The 17,271-nt window shown below is 64.5% G+C and carries 17 protein-coding genes; 10 read left to right on the forward strand and 7 right to left on the reverse strand.

Features of this window, described 5'->3' with window-relative positions; genetic code table 11:
- Positions 1 to 605: MBG domain-containing protein (locus BMZ97_RS31405; protein WP_210188337.1), on the forward strand; the 605-nt coding region annotated here is incomplete at its 5' end.
- A gap of 537 nt (positions 606 to 1,142) precedes the next feature.
- Here the strand turns inward: BMZ97_RS31405 and BMZ97_RS26125 are convergent.
- Together BMZ97_RS26125 and BMZ97_RS26130 are read right to left on the reverse strand one after the other, a co-directional pair.
- Positions 1,143 to 1,937, reverse strand: a complete 795-nt coding sequence (locus BMZ97_RS26125; protein ID WP_175525750.1) for a GntR family transcriptional regulator — start codon at positions 1,935 to 1,937, stop codon at positions 1,143 to 1,145.
- A 114-nt stretch (positions 1,938 to 2,051) separates the two neighbouring features.
- Positions 2,052 to 2,804 (reverse strand): SDR family NAD(P)-dependent oxidoreductase, encoded by a 753-nt coding sequence (locus BMZ97_RS26130; RefSeq protein WP_092176874.1) that lies wholly within the window; start codon positions 2,802 to 2,804, stop codon positions 2,052 to 2,054.
- 44 nt (positions 2,805 to 2,848) lie between these two features.
- Here BMZ97_RS26130 and BMZ97_RS26135 point away from each other — a divergent pair, with 44 nt between their 5' ends.
- Positions 2,849 to 3,556 carry a carboxymuconolactone decarboxylase family protein gene (locus BMZ97_RS26135; RefSeq protein ID WP_092176877.1) on the forward strand — a complete coding sequence of 236 codons (708 nt, stop codon included), beginning with the start codon at positions 2,849 to 2,851 and terminating at the stop codon, positions 3,554 to 3,556.
- A 32-nt stretch (positions 3,557 to 3,588) separates the two neighbouring features.
- Here BMZ97_RS26135 and BMZ97_RS26140 read toward each other — a convergent pair whose 3' ends face one another.
- Positions 3,589 to 5,202 (reverse strand): GMC family oxidoreductase, encoded by a 1,614-nt coding sequence (locus BMZ97_RS26140; RefSeq protein WP_092176880.1) that lies wholly within the window; start codon positions 5,200 to 5,202, stop codon positions 3,589 to 3,591.
- A gap of 121 nt (positions 5,203 to 5,323) precedes the next feature.
- On the opposite strand from BMZ97_RS26140, the gene BMZ97_RS26145 reads away from it, so the two are divergent.
- The 7 genes from BMZ97_RS26145 to BMZ97_RS26175 all read left to right on the forward strand — a co-directional run bounded on the left by BMZ97_RS26145 (position 5,324) and on the right by BMZ97_RS26175 (position 10,878).
- Positions 5,324 to 6,073, forward strand: coding sequence for an SDR family NAD(P)-dependent oxidoreductase (locus BMZ97_RS26145; RefSeq protein ID WP_092176883.1), 750 nt, complete (start codon positions 5,324 to 5,326; stop codon positions 6,071 to 6,073).
- A gap of 44 nt (positions 6,074 to 6,117) precedes the next feature.
- Positions 6,118 to 6,600 carry a heme-binding protein gene (locus BMZ97_RS26150; protein ID WP_092176886.1) on the forward strand — a complete coding sequence of 161 codons (483 nt, stop codon included), beginning with the start codon at positions 6,118 to 6,120 and terminating at the stop codon, positions 6,598 to 6,600.
- A 31-nt stretch (positions 6,601 to 6,631) separates the two neighbouring features.
- A complete protein-coding gene (locus tag BMZ97_RS26155) occupies positions 6,632 to 7,702 on the forward strand; it encodes an ABC transporter substrate-binding protein (RefSeq protein ID WP_092176889.1) in 1,071 nt (356 codons plus the stop codon).
- The gene (locus BMZ97_RS26160; RefSeq protein WP_092176892.1) at positions 7,702 to 8,487 is read left to right on the forward strand and encodes an ABC transporter ATP-binding protein; all 786 of its coding nucleotides are present in this window, start codon (positions 7,702 to 7,704) and stop codon (positions 8,485 to 8,487) included. Before BMZ97_RS26155 ends, BMZ97_RS26160 begins: the two co-directional genes overlap by 1 nt.
- 14 nt (positions 8,488 to 8,501) lie before the next feature.
- Positions 8,502 to 9,329 carry an ABC transporter permease gene (locus BMZ97_RS26165; RefSeq protein ID WP_092176895.1) on the forward strand — a complete coding sequence of 276 codons (828 nt, stop codon included), beginning with the start codon at positions 8,502 to 8,504 and terminating at the stop codon, positions 9,327 to 9,329.
- A 39-nt stretch (positions 9,330 to 9,368) separates the two neighbouring features.
- Positions 9,369 to 10,085, forward strand: a complete 717-nt coding sequence (locus tag BMZ97_RS26170; RefSeq protein WP_175525751.1) for a carboxymuconolactone decarboxylase family protein — start codon at positions 9,369 to 9,371, stop codon at positions 10,083 to 10,085.
- A gap of 547 nt (positions 10,086 to 10,632) precedes the next feature.
- Positions 10,633 to 10,878 (forward strand): hypothetical protein, encoded by a 246-nt coding sequence (locus BMZ97_RS26175; protein ID WP_092176900.1) that lies wholly within the window; start codon positions 10,633 to 10,635, stop codon positions 10,876 to 10,878.
- A 104-nt stretch (positions 10,879 to 10,982) separates the two neighbouring features.
- Here the strand turns inward: BMZ97_RS26175 and BMZ97_RS26180 are convergent, their stop codons facing one another.
- The 4 genes from BMZ97_RS26180 to BMZ97_RS26195 form a co-directional block, all read right to left on the reverse strand.
- Positions 10,983 to 13,043: a prolyl oligopeptidase family serine peptidase gene (locus BMZ97_RS26180; RefSeq protein WP_092176902.1), complete on the reverse strand. Its 2,061-nt coding sequence runs from the start codon at positions 13,041 to 13,043 to the stop codon at positions 10,983 to 10,985.
- 231 nt (positions 13,044 to 13,274) lie between these two features.
- Positions 13,275 to 13,811, reverse strand: a complete 537-nt coding sequence (locus tag BMZ97_RS31650; RefSeq protein ID WP_244546601.1) for an acylphosphatase — start codon at positions 13,809 to 13,811, stop codon at positions 13,275 to 13,277.
- A gap of 88 nt (positions 13,812 to 13,899) precedes the next feature.
- Positions 13,900 to 14,547, reverse strand: coding sequence for an alpha/beta hydrolase family protein (locus BMZ97_RS26190; protein ID WP_092176905.1), 648 nt, complete (start codon positions 14,545 to 14,547; stop codon positions 13,900 to 13,902).
- Between the two features lie 374 nt (positions 14,548 to 14,921).
- Positions 14,922 to 15,584, reverse strand: coding sequence for a GNAT family N-acetyltransferase (locus BMZ97_RS26195; protein ID WP_092176908.1), 663 nt, complete (start codon positions 15,582 to 15,584; stop codon positions 14,922 to 14,924).
- A gap of 131 nt (positions 15,585 to 15,715) precedes the next feature.
- On the opposite strand from BMZ97_RS26195, the gene BMZ97_RS26200 reads away from it, so the two are divergent.
- The gene (locus BMZ97_RS26200; RefSeq protein ID WP_092176910.1) at positions 15,716 to 17,140 is read left to right on the forward strand and encodes a MocR-like pyridoxine biosynthesis transcription factor PdxR; all 1,425 of its coding nucleotides are present in this window, start codon (positions 15,716 to 15,718) and stop codon (positions 17,138 to 17,140) included.
- The last annotated feature ends 131 nt before the right edge of the window (positions 17,141 to 17,271 follow it).

A 17,271-nucleotide genomic window follows, 5' to 3' on the forward strand; every position in this document is an offset into this window, starting at 1 on the left:
CGGCCTCGATCGGGCTCGCCGGGGCGGGCTCGGTCGCCTCGGCGAATGTCAGCGCTGGAGCGCAGGCGCTGAACCTGGCGGGCCTGTCGGTCAGCAACAGTAACTACACCGTGACTGGCGGCAGCGGGACCGTGCAAATCAATCCGGCCGCCATCATCGTTACTGCGATGGGCGGAACCTCGGTGTATGGATCACAACCGGCAAATCCTGGGCTTTCGGCAACGGGCCTGCAAAACGGCGAGAATGTCGGCGTGCTGACGGGGCTTTCGAACTCGTTCGGCATCACCAGCTCCTCAAGTGTTGCCGACAGTCCGTATATGTTGACCGTCGTCGGCGTGTTGAGCAATCCGAACTACACCGTTACCACGCGCATCGCCGGCATCTGGACTGTGACGGCCGCTCCGAGCGTCGAGCCTGCCCGGCCGGTGAACAGGACCGCGATCGACGGGTTCGATCCGCCGGCCTTGCCGGATGCCGCCAAGCCCGTCTTTGCTACGCTGGATCCCGGCGCCGGCATGGTCAATGCGGATCCGCGCTTCGATCAAGCCTATATCTGCTTCGGCGGTGGTGGCGGAATGGCTCAAATGTGTTCCTCCGGGCGTTAATAGAGGCTCGCTGCCGATATGGGATTACATGCGATGTGCCGCCTGCGTGGTCTGCTGCTTGTCGCGGCCCCTGCCTGCCCTCTCTGATCGCCATGGGGCAGACGCAGAAGGGGGCGGCCACGGATGGCGCGCACCCAATGATCGGCCGGCACGTGGCGCTCCAGGCTGAACTCGTAGAACAACGCCTCCTGCGCCACCTGCCGCTCGCCCATCATCGCGCTGCCCGCCATCCAAGGACGACTGAATCAGGACTTCACAGCCGCAGCAACGACGACTTTTTCACCGGAATAGGCCCAATGCGGACTTCCAATAAGTCTGCTTCTGGACGGTCTGGTTGTCGCGCCGGCCTGCAGGCACGTGGTTCATACGAACGGGGAAGCGCGAGGCGGTTTGCCCCGCCTTCGTCAGTCGGGATGTCGGACGGAGGGCGAAAGGTTTGGAAGGTCGCTGGTGCTGTACCTGCACCGCAGATGCGGGCGCTAAACTTGGTTTCACTGATCGTGTGGGCCTTCAATCAGAGCGGCGCCTAGACCTCAGTCAGCGCGTCATCGTTGAACTGTCCGACCAGATGAACTCGGGCTTCTTGCCTTTGCGGGTCATCGCCATCTGGTATTCGTAGATGTCAGGGCGATAAAGAGCTTCGAGCAGTTCCACCGGCCGACCCTTCTCGTCGCGGACGAGCCGGCGGATGCCGAGCAGCGCAGCGCCGATCTCGACCTCCAGCAGGGGGGCGACGCGGGTATCGGCGAGCTTGGCCGTGATGGTCTGATCGGCCCTCGCGACCTTGATGCCGGCTTTCTCAAACAGGCTGAGCAACGGCCGCTCCAGGAGATCGTTGGGACCGTAGGTGCGGCCGACCGTTTCCGGCACATAGGTCGTCAGGAAGGAGAACGGTGTGTTCTCATGGTGCCGGACGCGCACGACACGCTGGACGATGGCGCCTTGCTGCAATTCCAGCCGCGTCGCGACTTCGGGCGAGGCTGGAACATAGTCGAACTCGATCAGGTCGACGCGCGTACGCAGCCCCATGGCGAGCAGATTTTCGAGCATGCCGCGCAGATTGGTGTCGATCGGCGGCGGCGTGATCACCGGCTGGGCGAAATTGCCTTTGCCATGCCGACGTACCACGAGGCCCTCCGAGGCCAGCCGGTCGAGTGCGCGGCGCACGGTGATGCGCGAGACCTTGAACAGCTCCTCGAGCTTGTGTTCCGAGGGCAGCGCCTTGCCGGGCTGGTACTGGCCATCGATGATCTGCTGGCGCAGGACGACATAGACCTGATGATGCAGCGGCGCCGCGATCTCCTGGCGCACCTCGCCGCCTCGCCTGCTCATGCCGATCGTCATCATCCTTCAACTCCGCTCGTCACTGCTTTGCCCGCCGCCGCTGCCGGCCCGCTCAATCTCGATACAGCGATTCCCGCGCGCAACATTAGCCATCCGGGTCATTCAAGCGGCGGTGACGCCGCCATCGACGCACAGCACCTGCCCGGTGATGAAAGAGGCCGCCTGCGAGGTCAGGAAGCGCAGGACTTCGGCGACTTCGCCGGGTTCGCCGAAACGCCCGAGCGGAATGCTGGTGACAAGCCGCTCGGCCCGCTCTGCATCGGCGCGTGCGACAGCAGTCATCGGTGTCGCGATCGGCCCCGGCGCCACCGCATTGACCCTGATGCCACGCGGCGCCAGTTCAAGCGCCAGTGCCTTGGTCAGGCCGTTGAGCCCGGCCTTGGAAGCCGCATAAGCGGCAGCACGTGGATGCCCGACGATGCCGATCTGGCTCGATACGAAGGTGATGGCCCCGCCCGGAGCCATTGCGAGTGCAGAATCGCGAGCGAGCGAGAAGCCGGCGGTCAGGTTGATGTCGAGCACGCGTTGCCAATCGGCGAGGCCTGTTTCGAGGCCCGGCCGATGGTCGAAGATGCCGGCGCTGGAGACCAGTCCGTCGAGGCCGCCGAGCTGCGCGCGTGCAGCCTCCACCCGCTCCGCCGAGCGCGCGAAATCGGTCAGATCGGCGGCTGCGATGGTGTTGCCGAGCGTCCCATCGACCTCACGCAGCAGAGCCTCGCGTTCGCGCTCGTCGCGCACCAGGGCGAAGCAGGCGGCGCCATCGGCGAGAGCGAGCTTGAGGAAGGCCAGCCCGATTCCCGATCCGGCTCCCGTCACCAGCAGGCGGCGGCCGGCCAAACTTGTATTACTTGTCATATCTGCAATCCTTGGCGTGACCTGAGCCCAGGAGATCTGTCTCGATGACCACGCCCCCGAACCTGGTTGAGCTGCTTGCCGGCGTCCGCGCCAAGCGCGGCTATCTGCTGCCGCATCACGGGCTGATGGCGATCACCTCGCCGGCGCTGCTGGATGCCTATGACGCAGCCTATACCCAGATCGCGCTCGCCGATCGCGTGCTGAGCCATCATGACCGCGAATTCGTCTGGCTGGCGATCCTGATCGCCACCGATGAGGCGATCGCGACCCATCACATCGCCAAGTTCAAGGCGGCTGGGGGCACCGATGCCGAACTCGAGGTCATCCTGACGATCACGGCGCTCGCGCTGGGCTTCGAATCCTATCGCTTCGTCGCCAGGAACTGGCTCGGTCACTTGCCGGACTGCGACCCGCAGGCGATCTATCTGCGCGCCTTGCGCAAGAGCGCCGGCGATGTGCCGATGCGCCTCGTCAACATGGCCGTCGCCTCCGTCTTCGTCTGCAAGGCGGGCTGGGACGCGCTCGCGCTGCAGATCGTGGCGGCCTATGACGACGCCGTGCCGGAACTCGAACTTGCCGAGGCGATCTCGCTGGCCATGTTCCCCGGCAGCGTGCCGCATTTCGTCGAGGCTGCGCGGGTCTGGCGCGAACTGATCGTGGCTGGAAAAGTTTCCGCCTCCCAACCTTTCCTGGACTGGGCGAACCTGTCGGGCCAGGGCGGCTTCGACGAAGCCAGCCGCGCGAAACGCTGAGGAGGCTCGCATCCGCTGGGGCCGGCGGCGCATCATGCCGCTGCCCCGAGGATGAATTCGGCCGCGCGCTCCGCGACCATCATCGTCGGTGCGTGCGTGTTCGACGAGGGCATGCGCGGCATCACCGAGGCATCGACCACGCGCAAGCCCGCGAGACCGCGAACGCGCAGGTGCTGATCGACGACCGCCATGGTGTCGGTCCCCATCCTGCAACTGCCGACCGGGTGGAACACCGTGTCGGCCGTGGCGCGCAGCCAGGCCTCGATCTCGGCGTCCGTGACGACCTCGGGACCGGGCGAGAGTTCGGGACCGCGATAGCGATCGAAGGCGGGCTGCGCGAAGACGCGGCGCAGCGCTTTCACGCCCTCGCGCAGAACCCTGAGATCGGTCGGGTCGGACAGGTAGTTCGGCCGGATCAGCGGCGCCGCGAGCGGATCGGCGCTGCCGATCGAGATCTCGCCGGTGCTGTGGGGACGCAGCTGATAGACATTGGCGAAGAAGCCATGCCCCTCATAGCGGTTCCCGGCGCGCGCCAGGAAAGGCAGGCGCAGCGCCGCCGTCGAGAGGCCCGGCAGGAAATGCGACTGCAGGTCGGGCTCGTCGAGTGCCGGGTCCGATTTGAAGAAGGCGCCGGCTTCGAGCGGGAAGGAGGCGGCAGGGCCGCGTTTGAGGGCTATCGCCTGCAGCAGCGCGAGCACGGCCCGGTCGCCGCGCAGTGTGCCGTAGAGCGTGATCGGTTCGAGACAGGCATGCTCGACGCGGGCGAGCAGATGATCCTGCAGATTCTTGCCGACGCCCTTGAGATCGGCAATGACCGGAATGCCGTAACGGCGCAGCAGATCGGCGTCGCCGATGCCGGAATGCAGCAATGCCGCAGGTGAATTGACGGTCCCGCAGGACAGGATGATCTCGCGTGAAGCCTTGATCGTCTCGCGCCCGGTGCCGCTCACGATCTCCACGCCCGTCGCGCGCTCGCCCTCGAATGCGACGCGCAGCAGGCGTGCCTTGGTCTTGATCGTCAGATTGGGGCGGTTGCGAACGGGATCGAGGAAGGAGCGTGCCGCGCTCCAGCGCTCTCCGTCCTTGGTGGTGAAGTCGTAGCGGCCAAACCCTTCCTGGGTCGCGCCGTTGAAATCGGGATTATACGGATAGCCGGCCTGCTGGCCCGCTTCCACGAAGGCATCGAACAGCGGGTTTGGCGTATTGGGACGCGAGACCGGCAGCGGGCCGTTGCCGCCGCGCAAGCCGTTGCCGCCCGGCTGATAGCTTTCGCTGCGCTTGAAGGCGGGCAGCACTTTGTCGAAGGACCAGTCGGGCAGGCCCATCTGGCTCCAGCCGTCATAATCCATCGGCGTGCCGCGGGTGTAGACCATGCCGTTGATCGCGGAGGAGCCGCCGAGTACACGGCCGCGCGGCCAGAACAGACGCCGGCCCTGCAGATGCGGCTCGGGTTCGGTGCGATAGAACCAGTTGGCGTAGCGGCTGCGCAGCAGCACGCCTGTCATCAGAGGCACCCGGAAGAGCGGATTCCAATCCGGGCCGCCAGCCTCCAGAAGCAGGACCTTGAGGGCCGGATCGGCCGAGAGGCGATTGGCCAAAACGCAGCCTGCAGAGCCTGCTCCGACGATGATAAAGTCGAATTCCAAGCGCTTACCTCGTTTGACAGCTAACTTGTACTTTGTTTATAACAACCAGATCATAAGATGAAAGCCTAGCGGTAATTTGGGGACAAAGAAGCTCCACTTGCCGGCGCGGGGGAGAGTCGCGATGCAGGCAAGCCCGGCCGCTCGGCCGCTTTCGGGGCAGGTCGCCCTGGTGACAGGTGGTGCGCGCGGGATCGGCGCCGCGATCTGCCGGGCGCTGGCAGCCGATGGCGCGAGGATCCATGTCGCCGACATCCTGGCTTGCGACGAAACCGTTGACGGCATTGTGGCAGCGGGGGGAACCGCTCATGGCCGCGTCCTCGACGTGACCGACCGCTCCGCCTGCAAGGCGCTCGCCGATGAGATCATCGCCAGTTCAGGCCGGCTCGATATCCTGATCTGCAATGCCGGCATCTGCCCGCCTGGAACCGTGGCGGGTGACTGGGCGCAGTGGGACCGCGTGATCGATGTCAATCTTCACGGCACCCAGCACTGCGTCGCCGCCGTCTGGGGTCACATGGTCGAGCGTCGCTATGGCCGGATCGTGCTGGTGAGCTCCATGGCTTATTATCAGGGCGGCGTGATCGTCGGGACGGAATACTCCGCCACGAAAGGCGCGGTCGTCGCGATGGCGCGGCATATCGCCCGCAATGGCGGCCAGCACGGCATCCTGTGCAATGCCGTGGCGCCGGGCGTGATCGCCACGGAGATGACGGCGGCGTTTTCGAAGCCGGATCCGACTACAATCCCGCTGCGCCGGGTCGGTACGGCGGAGGATGTGGCGGGGCCGGTGCGGTTCCTGTGCGGTCCGGATTCATCCTACATGACCGGGACGATCCTGAACGTCACCGGCGGCATCGTTCTTGCGGCATGAGTGACTTGCAGCATGAGCGACTTGCAGCATGAGCGACTTGCGGCATGAGTGAAACGGGCGCAGCGACGATGGATCACGCAGCCGCCAAGAAGGCCATCGAGGCCAACGAGCAGGTCCTGGCCCGGTTGCCGCTCGATACCACGACGTTGCACGCGCTCGGCCGCGACCTCCTGGCCAACAGCCCCGCGCCGCTTGCCGTGAAAATCGTGCTGGGGCGGCGGACGGTTCTGCTCCTGGCCGGCGCCGGCACCAGCATCGACAATGAGCGCTTCCTCGACCTCAAGATCAATACGGTCTTCAATTGCGGCCATAGCTCGCTGTGGTGGCATCATCACCTGCGCGGCACGGGGCGGACGCTCGCCGATGTCGCCTGGGCCGATCCGCGCGCGGTCGTCGATGTCGGCGGCGGCGTGCCGTTGTTCGCGCATGGCCAGGTCGTCGGCGCGCTGGCGGTCTCAGGGCTGCCGCATGAGGACGACCACAGCCTGATCATGGCGGGCGTCCGCGCCATCGTCGAAGCCGAATAATCATAGATCTAAAAAACCGGGGAACAGGATCATGACCGACAAGACCGCTTTCTCCCGCCGTTCGCTGCTCGTGGCAGCCTCGGGCGCCACCGCCGGCGCCTTCCTTCCCAAAATCGTCCATGCCCAGGCTTCGATGCCGGAGCTGACGACATTGCGCTCGACCTCCAAATCCTGGCTCTGGGCGGCGGAGGACTATGCGAGCTCGGCTGCGTTCTTCACCGAAGCGCGGGTCAAGGTGAATTCCAACGCCTCCAATCGCGGCACCAATGTCGCGGCCCTGCAGGGCGGCGGCGTCGACATCGTGCTGGGCGATCCCGGCGAGGTGCTACGGGCGCGGGCGCAGAACCTGCAGATCCGCACCTTCATCGCGACGGTCAGCCGCTATGCCAGCCATGTCATGCTGAAGAACGACATCCTGTCCAAGCGCGGCGTCGACGAGAAGTCGCCCGAGGCCAAGAAGATCGAGGCGCTGAAGGGCCTGAAGCTCGGCACCACGGGCCCGGGCGCAGCGCCTGACGCGCTGTTCCGCTATCTCGCCTCGCTGGCGGGCATGGACGCCAATCGCGACTTCCAGCTCGTGCCGATCCAGGGCGGTGGGCCCGCGATCCTGGCGGCGCTGCAGCAGGGTGTCATCGAAGGCTTCTGCCTGTCGTCGCCGACAGCCGACATGGCGGTGCAGCGGCAGAATTGCGGCTATCTCTTTCAGATGGCGTTGAACCCGCCGACACAGCTCAAGGAGGTGCAGTACATCGTCGCCTCCTCCGGCGAGGCGACGATCGCCAGCAAGCGCGACGCGCTGGAGCGCTATGCACGCGGCATCGCCCTGGCGCTGCGCTCGATCAAATCCGAGCCGCAAAAGTTCAAGGCCTGGGCCAAGGACTGGTTTGAAGGATTGGAGCCCGAGACCTTCGAGCTCGCCTTCGCCAATAACGGCGCGATCTATTTCGACGATCCAACCCCGAAGCAGGCGCTGCTCGACGGCAACATCGCCTTCATCAACACGGTGAACAAGCAGATGGGCGCGGCCCCGCTACAGGATACCCTGACCTTCGCAAACGTCAGCGATCCCTCGATCGCGGCCGCGGCCATGAAGGGCCTGTGATGGCCGGCGCGGCGATCAGCATCGACGGCGTCGACAAGCGCTATATCGGGCGCGGCCGCGAGGTCGTCGCGCTCGACCATGTCTCGCTGGAGATCGAGGAGGGCGAATTCGTCGCCTTCGTCGGTCCTTCCGGCTGCGGGAAATCGACCCTGCTCAACATGATCGCGGGCATCATCCCGATGACGTCCGGCTCGATCATGCATGAGGGCCGCAAGGTCACCGCCATCAACCGGCATGTCGGCTACCTGACGCAGGCCGACAGCGTGCTGCCCTGGCGGACCGTCGAGCAGAATGTCGGCCTGCCGCTGGAATATCGCGGCATGCCGGCGGCGCAGCGCCAGAAGCGCGTGGCCGAGATGCTCGCGCTCGTCGATCTCAAGGGTTTCGACAAGGCCTTCCCGAAGGAGCTCTCGGGCGGCATGCGCAAGCGCGTCGCGCTGGCCCAGATGCTGGCCTATGGCCCCGACACGCTGTTGATGGACGAGCCGTTCGGCGCGCTCGACGCCCAGCTCAAGCTGGTGATGCAGCAGCAATTGCTGCGGATCTGGCAGGAGCAGAAGAAGACGATCGTCTTCGTGACGCATGATCTGGCCGAAGCGATCGCGCTGGCTTCGCGCGTCATCGTGTTCTCGGGCCGGCCGGGCAAGATCAAATATGTCGAGGAGATCAAGATCCCCTATCCGCGCGACGTCTTCAAAGTCCGCTTCCTGCGCGAATTCGAGACCGCCTACGATAATCTGTGGCGTGAACTCTCCCCCGAGATCGCCAAAGGGGAAGACCTGTGAGCGGTGGAAGCGTCATGCAAGTCGATGAAAGCGCGGCGGTCGGCACGGGCGCGCCATCCCGGGCGGTTCGCGACTTCGAAGCGGGCCTCGTCCGTCGCAAGGTCATGGTCTATGTCTGCCAGGCGGTCTTCGGCATCGTCTTTCTGGCATTCTGGCAATGGGCGTCGGGACGGCTGATCGATCCGTTCTTCGTGTCCTCGCCAAGCGCCGTCTTCGGCAAGCTCTATACTTGGCTGATGAATGGCGAGCTTTACCGCCATCTCTCGATCACGCTCTATGCGACCGCGATCGGGTTCATCATCGGCTCGACGATCGGCTTTGCGATGGGCCTGCTTTTCGGCAAATTCGCCTTCCTGGCCGAGGTTTTGGACCCCTACATCACCGCGCTCTACAGCATTCCAAAGCTGGCACTCGCGCCGCTCTTCATCATCTGGTTCGGCATCGGCATCGAGTCGAAGATCGCGGTTTCGGCTTCGATCGTGTTCTTCGTCGTGTTCCTGAACACCTTTTCGGGCGTGCGTGAGGTCAACCCGATCTACATCCACGCCACCCAGATCATGGGTGCATCGCAATGGGGCGTGATGCGCACGGTGATCATCCCCTCGGCCACCGCCTGGGTCATCACCGGGCTGAAGGTCTCGGTGCCCTATGCGCTGGTCGGCACGGTGATCGGCGAGTTCATGTCGTCCAATCGCGGCATCGGTTTCATCATCGCCCAGGCGACGGGGCTGTTCGACACCAATTCGGTCTTCGCGGGGATCATCATCCTGGCCGTGGTCGGCGCCATCATCAACAGCATCCTGAAGGCGACCGAAGGCTGGCTGCTGCGCTGGCGGGCCTGACGCGCGGGGCTTTGGAAGAGGTATCGAAACGCGATGAGCATGGACGACGATAGCGTTCCCGCCGCCTTGCGGGAGCGGATCGAGGCGTTGCGCAAGACGCGCGGCTTCCTGCTGCCGCATCACGGCGCCATGGCGGTAGCGGCGCCCGATCTGCAGGATGCCTATTTCCGCATGTATGCGGCCCTGACCCAGACGGACCGGCACCTGACGCCCTTCGAGCGCGAAGTCGTCTGGCTCGCTATCCTGATCGCGGCCAAGGAAGCGATCGGCACGCATCACGTCGAGTTGTTCTTCAAGGCGGCCGGGACGCAAGCCCAGGCTGAACTGTTGACCCGGCTCTGCGCCTTCGCGCTGGGTGCGGAAGCCTTCGCCTTCATGGATCGCCACTGGAGCGCGTCGTTTCCGGGCCTGGCCGGCGAGGGCGCCTATCTCGCCGCCTTCGAGGCCCTGCTCGATGAGGCGGTGCTGCCTCGTGCGCTTTCGCACCTCGCCATCGCGGCCTTGCAGGCGACGCTTGGCAGGCATTGGGGGCTCACGGCCCACATCAAGGCGCTCTACAACCAGCGTGCCTCGGAGGACCAGTTGGTCGAGGCGCTGAGCCTGATCATGTGGCCCGTCGGCGTGAATCATTTCCTCGACGCCTGCGGCGTTTGGACCGAACTGATGGCCAGCGGACAGGTCGAGCCGTCCGAGCGCTACCGCGTCTGGGCCTCCACGCCCCGGCAACATGGCCACACAATGCCTAAGAGCGAATAAGCAGATTCAGGGTATATTGAGGGGGCACTGCCGGACTGCTTCCGCATCAACCGGCTAGTGAAGCTTCCGTCAGAAGCATATGGCGCGAGCGATCAAAGCTCTTAAAACATGGCTCGACTAGCCGCTGAGAGCCAATTGTTGAATGGCTGGTTGCGTGCAGTTCGCGAGCTTCCGCTTTTGTGAAGGCCCTTTTCGGACCTTTGCCAGGTCAGGCATCCAGTCCGAAATGGGCCGATAGCGCCGCATGAGATTTGCCTGCCTCGCACGAATGACCGCTTGTAAGCGATCATCCAAGGTCGGCTGCGCTTCGCGGGCATCGGGCAAGTCGGCTTTCAGGCAAATCCTGGCGCGAGCTGCAAATCATCACGCGTGCTCGCCGATGAGCGGGTAGGACGCGGGGCGCACGGTCATTGCGGCGGTGCGGCCACTCTCGGCGACACCAGGGGGAGGGGCCGGATACCGAGCGACCTCGTACAAGCGACTCGTATTCCAGCGCTTGGGTCACTAGCTTAGTTGATGTGAGGTTGCGTAGCGATGAGGTGGTGTCATGCCCAACGCCGACGCCGTGATGATCTCGTCTTATGAGCAGCGGAAGGCTGCTGTGCTGCGAGCTGCACAGCTGATCTCGTCACCGAGGAATTCTGACGGAGAGCGGGAATTCGAGATGCTGACCGAGGCTATCGCGGAGTTCGATATCCGTCAGGAGGCGCTCGACTTCATTGAGCTCCCGCCGGCTTTCATGCAGTTCCTGTCCAGTGGGCATCAGGGGCGGGTTTCGAGCAGCCGTCGCTGAGATGAAAAAGGCTATTCGGCAGGCCGTGCGCCTGGAAAGTGGTTCCGCGCGTTTCACCTGCGCCTGCTTTTTGGGTGCTTTCGAATGTCGGCAATTGGCGCATCTTACTCCATCCAGCCGATCTTCTGGCGCAGGAAACGATATCCGAGGGCAATGAAAGCGGCGCGCTCCCGACTGTCCTTGCCATAGCCATGGCCGCCCGCCACCGGCTCGTAGAGCCAGGCGTCGTGGCCCAAGTCGCGCAGTTTGGCGAACATCTTTCGGGCGTGGCCAGGATGGACCCGGTCATCCCGCCGCGTCGTCGCGATCAGGATGGGCGGGCGCGGTTTGCCAGCCGACAGGGCGTGATAGGCCGAGACGTGCTGGAGGAAGGCCCAATCCTCCGGCAGGTCGGGATCGCCGTATTCCGCGATCCAGCTCGCGCCGGCGAGCAGCTTGCTGTAGCGGCGCATGTCGATCAGGGGGATCGTGCAGAACAGCGCGCCGAAGCGCTCGGGATATCGGGTCAGCATGTTGGCGATCAGCAGGCCGCCGTTCGAGCCGCCCTCGGCGGCGATCCGCCCGGGCCGGGTGAGGCCTCGCTCGACCAGATCGCCGGCGACTGCGGCGAAATCGTCGTGTGACCGCGCTTTGTGTTCGCGGATTCCGGCATGGTGCCAGGGCGAGCCGAACTCGCCGCCGCCGCGGATCTGGGCGAGCACATAGGTGCCGCCGCGTTCCAGCCAGAGCTTACCGACCGCGCTGTTGTAAGACGGCATCTGCGCATGGCCGAAACCGCCATAGCCATACATCAGCGTCGGTGCGTCGCCCCGCGCGTTCCGGGGGCCGATCTGAAGATAGGGGATCCGCTCTCTGTCGAGGGCCTGCGCCTCGTGATGGGAGACTTGTAGGCCGGTCGCGTCGAAACTCGCCGAGGCTCGCTTCAACCGCTCCGGCGGCCGGCCCTCCGCAATGTAGAACAGGCTCGGCGGCGTGACCGGGTCCTGAGCCGAGACGAATACGTCGCCATTCGTTTCCTCGGCGCGTAGGTCGACGCGCCAGACATCGACCACCCGATGCCGCGGCATGGCTTCGGGATCGGTTCGGAGCCATCCCTTCGCCGTCGGCCGATAGGCCTGGAATTTCGGGACGAGCTCGTCGAGGATCGACAGGAACAAGCGGTCTCCCGCCCAGAACATGCCCTTCAGCGTTCGCCGCAGCCCCGGTTTGAATAGCACGACCGGTTTGAAGGAATTGGCGAGCAGATCCCCGAACTGCCCGGCCAGAACCGTATCCGCTGGATAGTTGTGCCCGGCGACGGACCATTCCGTGCGTGGCTTGATCACGACATGGTCGTTGCGCACGAGCCACCAGCAATCCTTCGGGATCGGAATGGGGCGCTGCGGCCCCTCGGCATCGCCAAGATGTGCCTCTGCCTCGAAGAAGGCGCGCTGGTCACCATAGATCACGCGCGTGGGCGACGCCGTGCGGTCGATCCAGGCGAAGGCGAGCATATGGTTCTCTGGAACGGTGAAGACAGTCTTCGCCTGAGCGATGTCCTGCCCCCTCTGCCAGAGCCTGATCGCGCGGGCATAGCCGGAGCTCGTCGACTGCCCCTCGCCGAGGGCCGAGGCGACGAGCAAGCTGTCCTTGTCGAGCCAGGAGGCACTCTGCTTCGCTTCGGGCAGGTGAAAGCCGCCTTCGACAAAGGCTTTTTCCGCAGTGTCGAATTCCCGTAGAACGCAGGCGTCGGAGCCACCGCGCGACAGACCTATCAGGACACGCATCGACGTTCCCGGAGCCGCGGCAGCGTGCTGCCAAACCCAATCCTCACTCTCAGAAGCCGCCAGCGCATCGAGATCGAGCAGGAGCTCCCAATCCGGCCGAGCCGAACGATAGGAGTTCAACGTCGTGCGCCGCCATAGCCCGCGTGGATGGTCGCGATCCTGCCAGAGATTGTAGAGAAGCCCGCCGCGCCTGTTTGCCAGTGGCAATCGATCGTCGCGATCGAAAATGGCAGCGAGCGCATCCCGGTCCTGCTCGAAGACCCGATCGCCGAAATCCGCCAGCGTCCGCTGGGTTTCACGATCGGCGAAGGCGGTTGCGCGCGGATCCTCGACGCCTTCGAGCCAAAGGCGTGGATCGTCGTCAGGATTATTGAGAGTGGGGCGCTCGTCCAAGGTCAACCCTCCAGCAGAGGCCGGACGATAGCAGAGCTAGCCACTCGCGAGAGCTGTTGATTCTGGACATCGCGTTTTCCAGTTGAGTTACGGTTTGGGTCGGCTTCGGTGATGCCGCGGTCGCGCTTGTGAGTTCCGCTTTCGGGCGAGAAGCCAACGTCCGCTTATGGCGCATCGAGGCCCTGCCCTACAGGGTCGGCGAATTCCTCGAACTCTCCGGACTTCAAGGGCGGCTGGCTAAGGCGAATGAGGAGTATCGCGCCCTTGTCGTGGAAAGCTATCGGTTGCGGCAATGAAGAAGGTCTGGCCGCCGCCATCCAACCGCGGCGGTGCTGCTTCTAGGCGACGAACATCCTCGACATCTGCGCCGCGAGGGCCTTGCCGCGCCTCAAGAACTAATCGCTCGACACTTTCGGCTGGACCGGAAAGCGCTGCTTCCACGGTGCCGTCTACGCAGTTGCGCACCCAACCGCTTATGCCAGCTGTGAGGGCGCGGCCGCGGAACCATTGCCGGTAGCCAACTCCCTGAACCCGTCCGGAAATGCTGATGTGCAGCTCCATTCGATCCCGCGCTTTTCCGTCAAGAAATCGCTCCACGAATTCTAACACCGCGTCTTGACCACTCTCAAGGCGCGCTCGTTTGAATGTCCGCTTCAGGCTGGCGCGCCAATGTCCGCTCCTGGTGCTCTGCTGCCGCTGCTCGCGAGCAAGCTCGCGTTCCCTCGCCAGCTGCCAGCGACGATCGAGGGTCTGGCGCATCTCGATGACACGCATTCCAGCGGGCTGCCTTCGACCTTCGGTGTGCGAAGCTTGGCGATGACGGGGCCGGTCCGCGCGTCATTTTTGCGCGGCTTGCGACCGGCTACCGGGTCGCTGAGTGACGCGTTGGGCGCTCAGTCCAGGCGATAGCTGCCTCGGCCATGGTCCTGAGATGGTCAGCGGTCGAAAAGCCGGAAATCCGCTTGCGCGGCTTCAGATCGTGATCGCCATCCTCGAGCCATAGGACGTCGATGAGCGGCGAAAGCCTATAGGTCGATACCTCCTCCCGGGTGCCGAACTCATCGCGCGTTCCCTGCACGATGAGAGTCGGCGTCTTCAGATCGGCCAGGTGCCCGGTTCGCAACTGCTCCGGCTTGCCAGGCGGATGGAAGGGATAGCCGAGGCAAAGAAGGCCGCGGATCCGGCCCTTCTGGAACAGCGCATCAGCCACCATGCTCGCGACGCGGCCACCCATCGATTTGCCACCGATGACGAGCGCCCCCTTGGCGCCGAGCGCGTCGACAGCGGCGATATACTGCGGATTCAGCTTTTCAGCTCGTGGCGGTGGCCTGCGACCATCTCCGGCCCGCCGTGCCGCCATATAATCGAACTCGAAGCGGGCAACGCGAAAGCCCGCTTCGGCCAGCGCCTTTGCGGTCGCCGTCATCGATGGCGTGTCCATCGGAGCTCCGGCCCCATGCGCCAGGAGGATCGTCACAGCCGCCTGGTCGGGACCGTCGAAAAGAAACATCGCGCTGTCCTGCCTCGACGAGCTAGAGCGTTTTCGCGGAGAAAACGCGTTAAAACAAGGAGCTAGAGCATTTCCGCGATTCGCAGAAATGCGGAAATGCTCCAGGCGGCCCGGTTCCGGGCGCCGTCAGAGCGCCAGCCTAGCCAGCAGGCCTTCCGCGTCGAAGGCTGCCCAACCGAGCAATGGCCGCCGCCGCCCGCCAGCGACTTTGGTCAGCCGCTAGAGGAGGATGCGAAAAAGTGGGAACCGGTTTTTCGCAATCGATCCTGCTCTAATTCATTGATGAGAGACGGATTCAGATTTCAGACGGGATCACGAAGTGACGCCGTCTGAAATCATCCGGCTCTAGCGCAGGCAGTCTTGCTGCCCTGCTCTCAATCGAGACTGAGCCTGGTGCGCTGCTGGCCATTCTCATCGAAATTCTCGGGCGCCAACCACGCTTCGTAGCCGGCCTTGAGACGTGGCCAGTCGATGTCGATCATCGCGAACCACGCGGTGTCACGGTTCTTGCCCTTCTGCACCATATGCTGCCGGAAGACACCCTCGGCCGTGAAGCCGAAGCGCTGGGCCGCGCGCTTCGAAGGCTCATTGTGATTGTTGCACTTCCATTCGAACCGCCGATATCCCAGCGTCTCGAAGGCATAGCGCGCGAAAAGATGGAGCGCCTCCGTCGCGACGCGGCTGCGGGCGATCGCCGGCCCCCACAAGATATTGCCGATCTCGATGACGCCGTTCACGGCATCGATCCGCATCAATGCCTGCCGCCCCTCTGCCCGTCCCGTCTTTTTGTCGATGACCGCAAAGAACAGCGGATCGGTTGAGGTCGAGGCCTTTTCGAGCCAGGCGCCGAAGGAGGCCATGTCCACGGGTGTCTCCTCGAACAGGTAGCGGAAACGGTCGTCGGCACCCGGCTCGCGGGCGGAGGCGAGCAGGTCGTCGCCATGCGTGGCGGGATTGAGCGGTTCGAGCCGCGCATAGCGCCCTTCCAGCACAATCCTCTGGGGGCGGGGAACGCCCTTCCAATCCGACAGATCCATGGTGACGTCCTGATTTCGCGAGTGGGTTTGCAAATGCGGCGAAAGCGCATCGAGCTACCATTGGCCGGTGGCATGGTATGGCGTACACTGCCACTTCTCTCATTCTTGTCAGACCACTTTGGGATTGAACGGTGTCGGCAAACGCCCTGGCCTGGCAGGCCCTGGACAAAGCGGCGGGCGACCTCGAAGGGCAGCTCTATCGCAGGATCCGGGAACGCATCCTCGACAGCACCATGCGGGCGGGGCAGGGCCTGCCGTCCTCGCGCACTCTGGCCCGCACGCTTGGCGTCGCCCGCTCGACCGTGGTTCAAGCCTATGAGCGCCTGAAGGCGGACGGCTATCTCGTGGCGCAGACGGGCTCGGCAACGCGTGTCGCCGAGGTCGGGACGGCACCACTCCCGCACGCGCTACAGCCGGCGCCGAGCCTGTCCGAGACAGCCAACGAGCCTGCGCTTTCCAGGCTTTTCGAGCCCGGCGTTCCCGACCTGGCCGATTTCCCGCATGCGAGCTGGGCGCGCTATCTCGGGGCACGCGCGCGCTCACTGAGAATTCACGACCTCGGATATGGCGATGCGAACGGCGTCCGGGAACTGCAGAAGGCTATCCTCGAGCACGTCGCCCATACGCGGGGCGTCGTTGCGCGGCCTGAGCAGGTCATGATCGTGCCCTCGACCCGCGCCGCCATTGACCTGTTGGCCTGCATTCTGCTGCGGCCCGGAGAGGCGAACGGCAGCGTGGCCTGGATGGAGGAGCCGGGTTATCCCACGGCACAGGCGCTGCTGCGCAGTGCCGGGGCAGAGATGGTGCCAGTCCCTTGCGACGATGCCGGGATCGACGTCGCCAGGGCGCTCGGGCCGCCGCCACGGCTGATCTATGTGACGCCTTCGCATCAATATCCGACGGGCGTGACGATGAGCCTGCAGAGACGCCTCGCCCTGCTGGAGGTCGCGCAAGCAAGCAGCGCTATCGTGATCGAGGACGATTACGATAGCGAGTTCCAGTATGGCTCGCGACCGATCGCAGCGCTGCAGGGTATCGATCGCAACGGCATCGTGGTCTATCTAGGCACCTTCTCGAAGATTTTGGCTCCTGGAGTGCGGGTTGCCTATGCGATCGTCCCGCCGCGGTTGCTGCGGGAGGTTTCAGCCGCCTTGCAGCTTCGAGGCGCCGTCGTGCCGATCCATGTCCAGGCGGCACTGGCGGACTTCATTCGCGACGGCCGCCTGCGTAGCCATATTCGCAAGATGAAAGCCCTTTACGCCGTTCGCATGGCGGCGAGCGTCGCGGCCCTTCGGCACCATTGCGGCGATGCCTTGCATATCAGCGACGGATCCGGCGGGCTCCAATTGGCGGCGTGGTTCCGCGACCCGGATGTCGACGATCAGGCTCTTGCACAGATTTTGAAGGCAAATGGGTTCGCGATGCAGCCGATGTCGCGCTTCCATCTGGGGCCGGCGCGGCCGGGGCTGGTTTTCGGCATATCGCGCGTCGCGCCGGCAACCGTGCAGGCCGATGTAGCGCGACTGGCCGAGATGATGAAATCGAGCTGCGCGTAAAGTACAGCGCTGTCGTGGCGGCGAGGAGCAATCGCTCTCGTAAACGGCAGCTGCGTGCAGCATGCACATGTCCGCTTCGCGGCAATCGCCCAGCTTTCGCTGTTGGCGTAGGGCCGACTGCCGCCGAAGCG

The sequence above is a fragment of the Allobosea sp. OK403 genome (assembly GCF_900113835.1).
Taxonomy (GTDB): domain Bacteria; phylum Pseudomonadota; class Alphaproteobacteria; order Rhizobiales; family Beijerinckiaceae; genus Allobosea.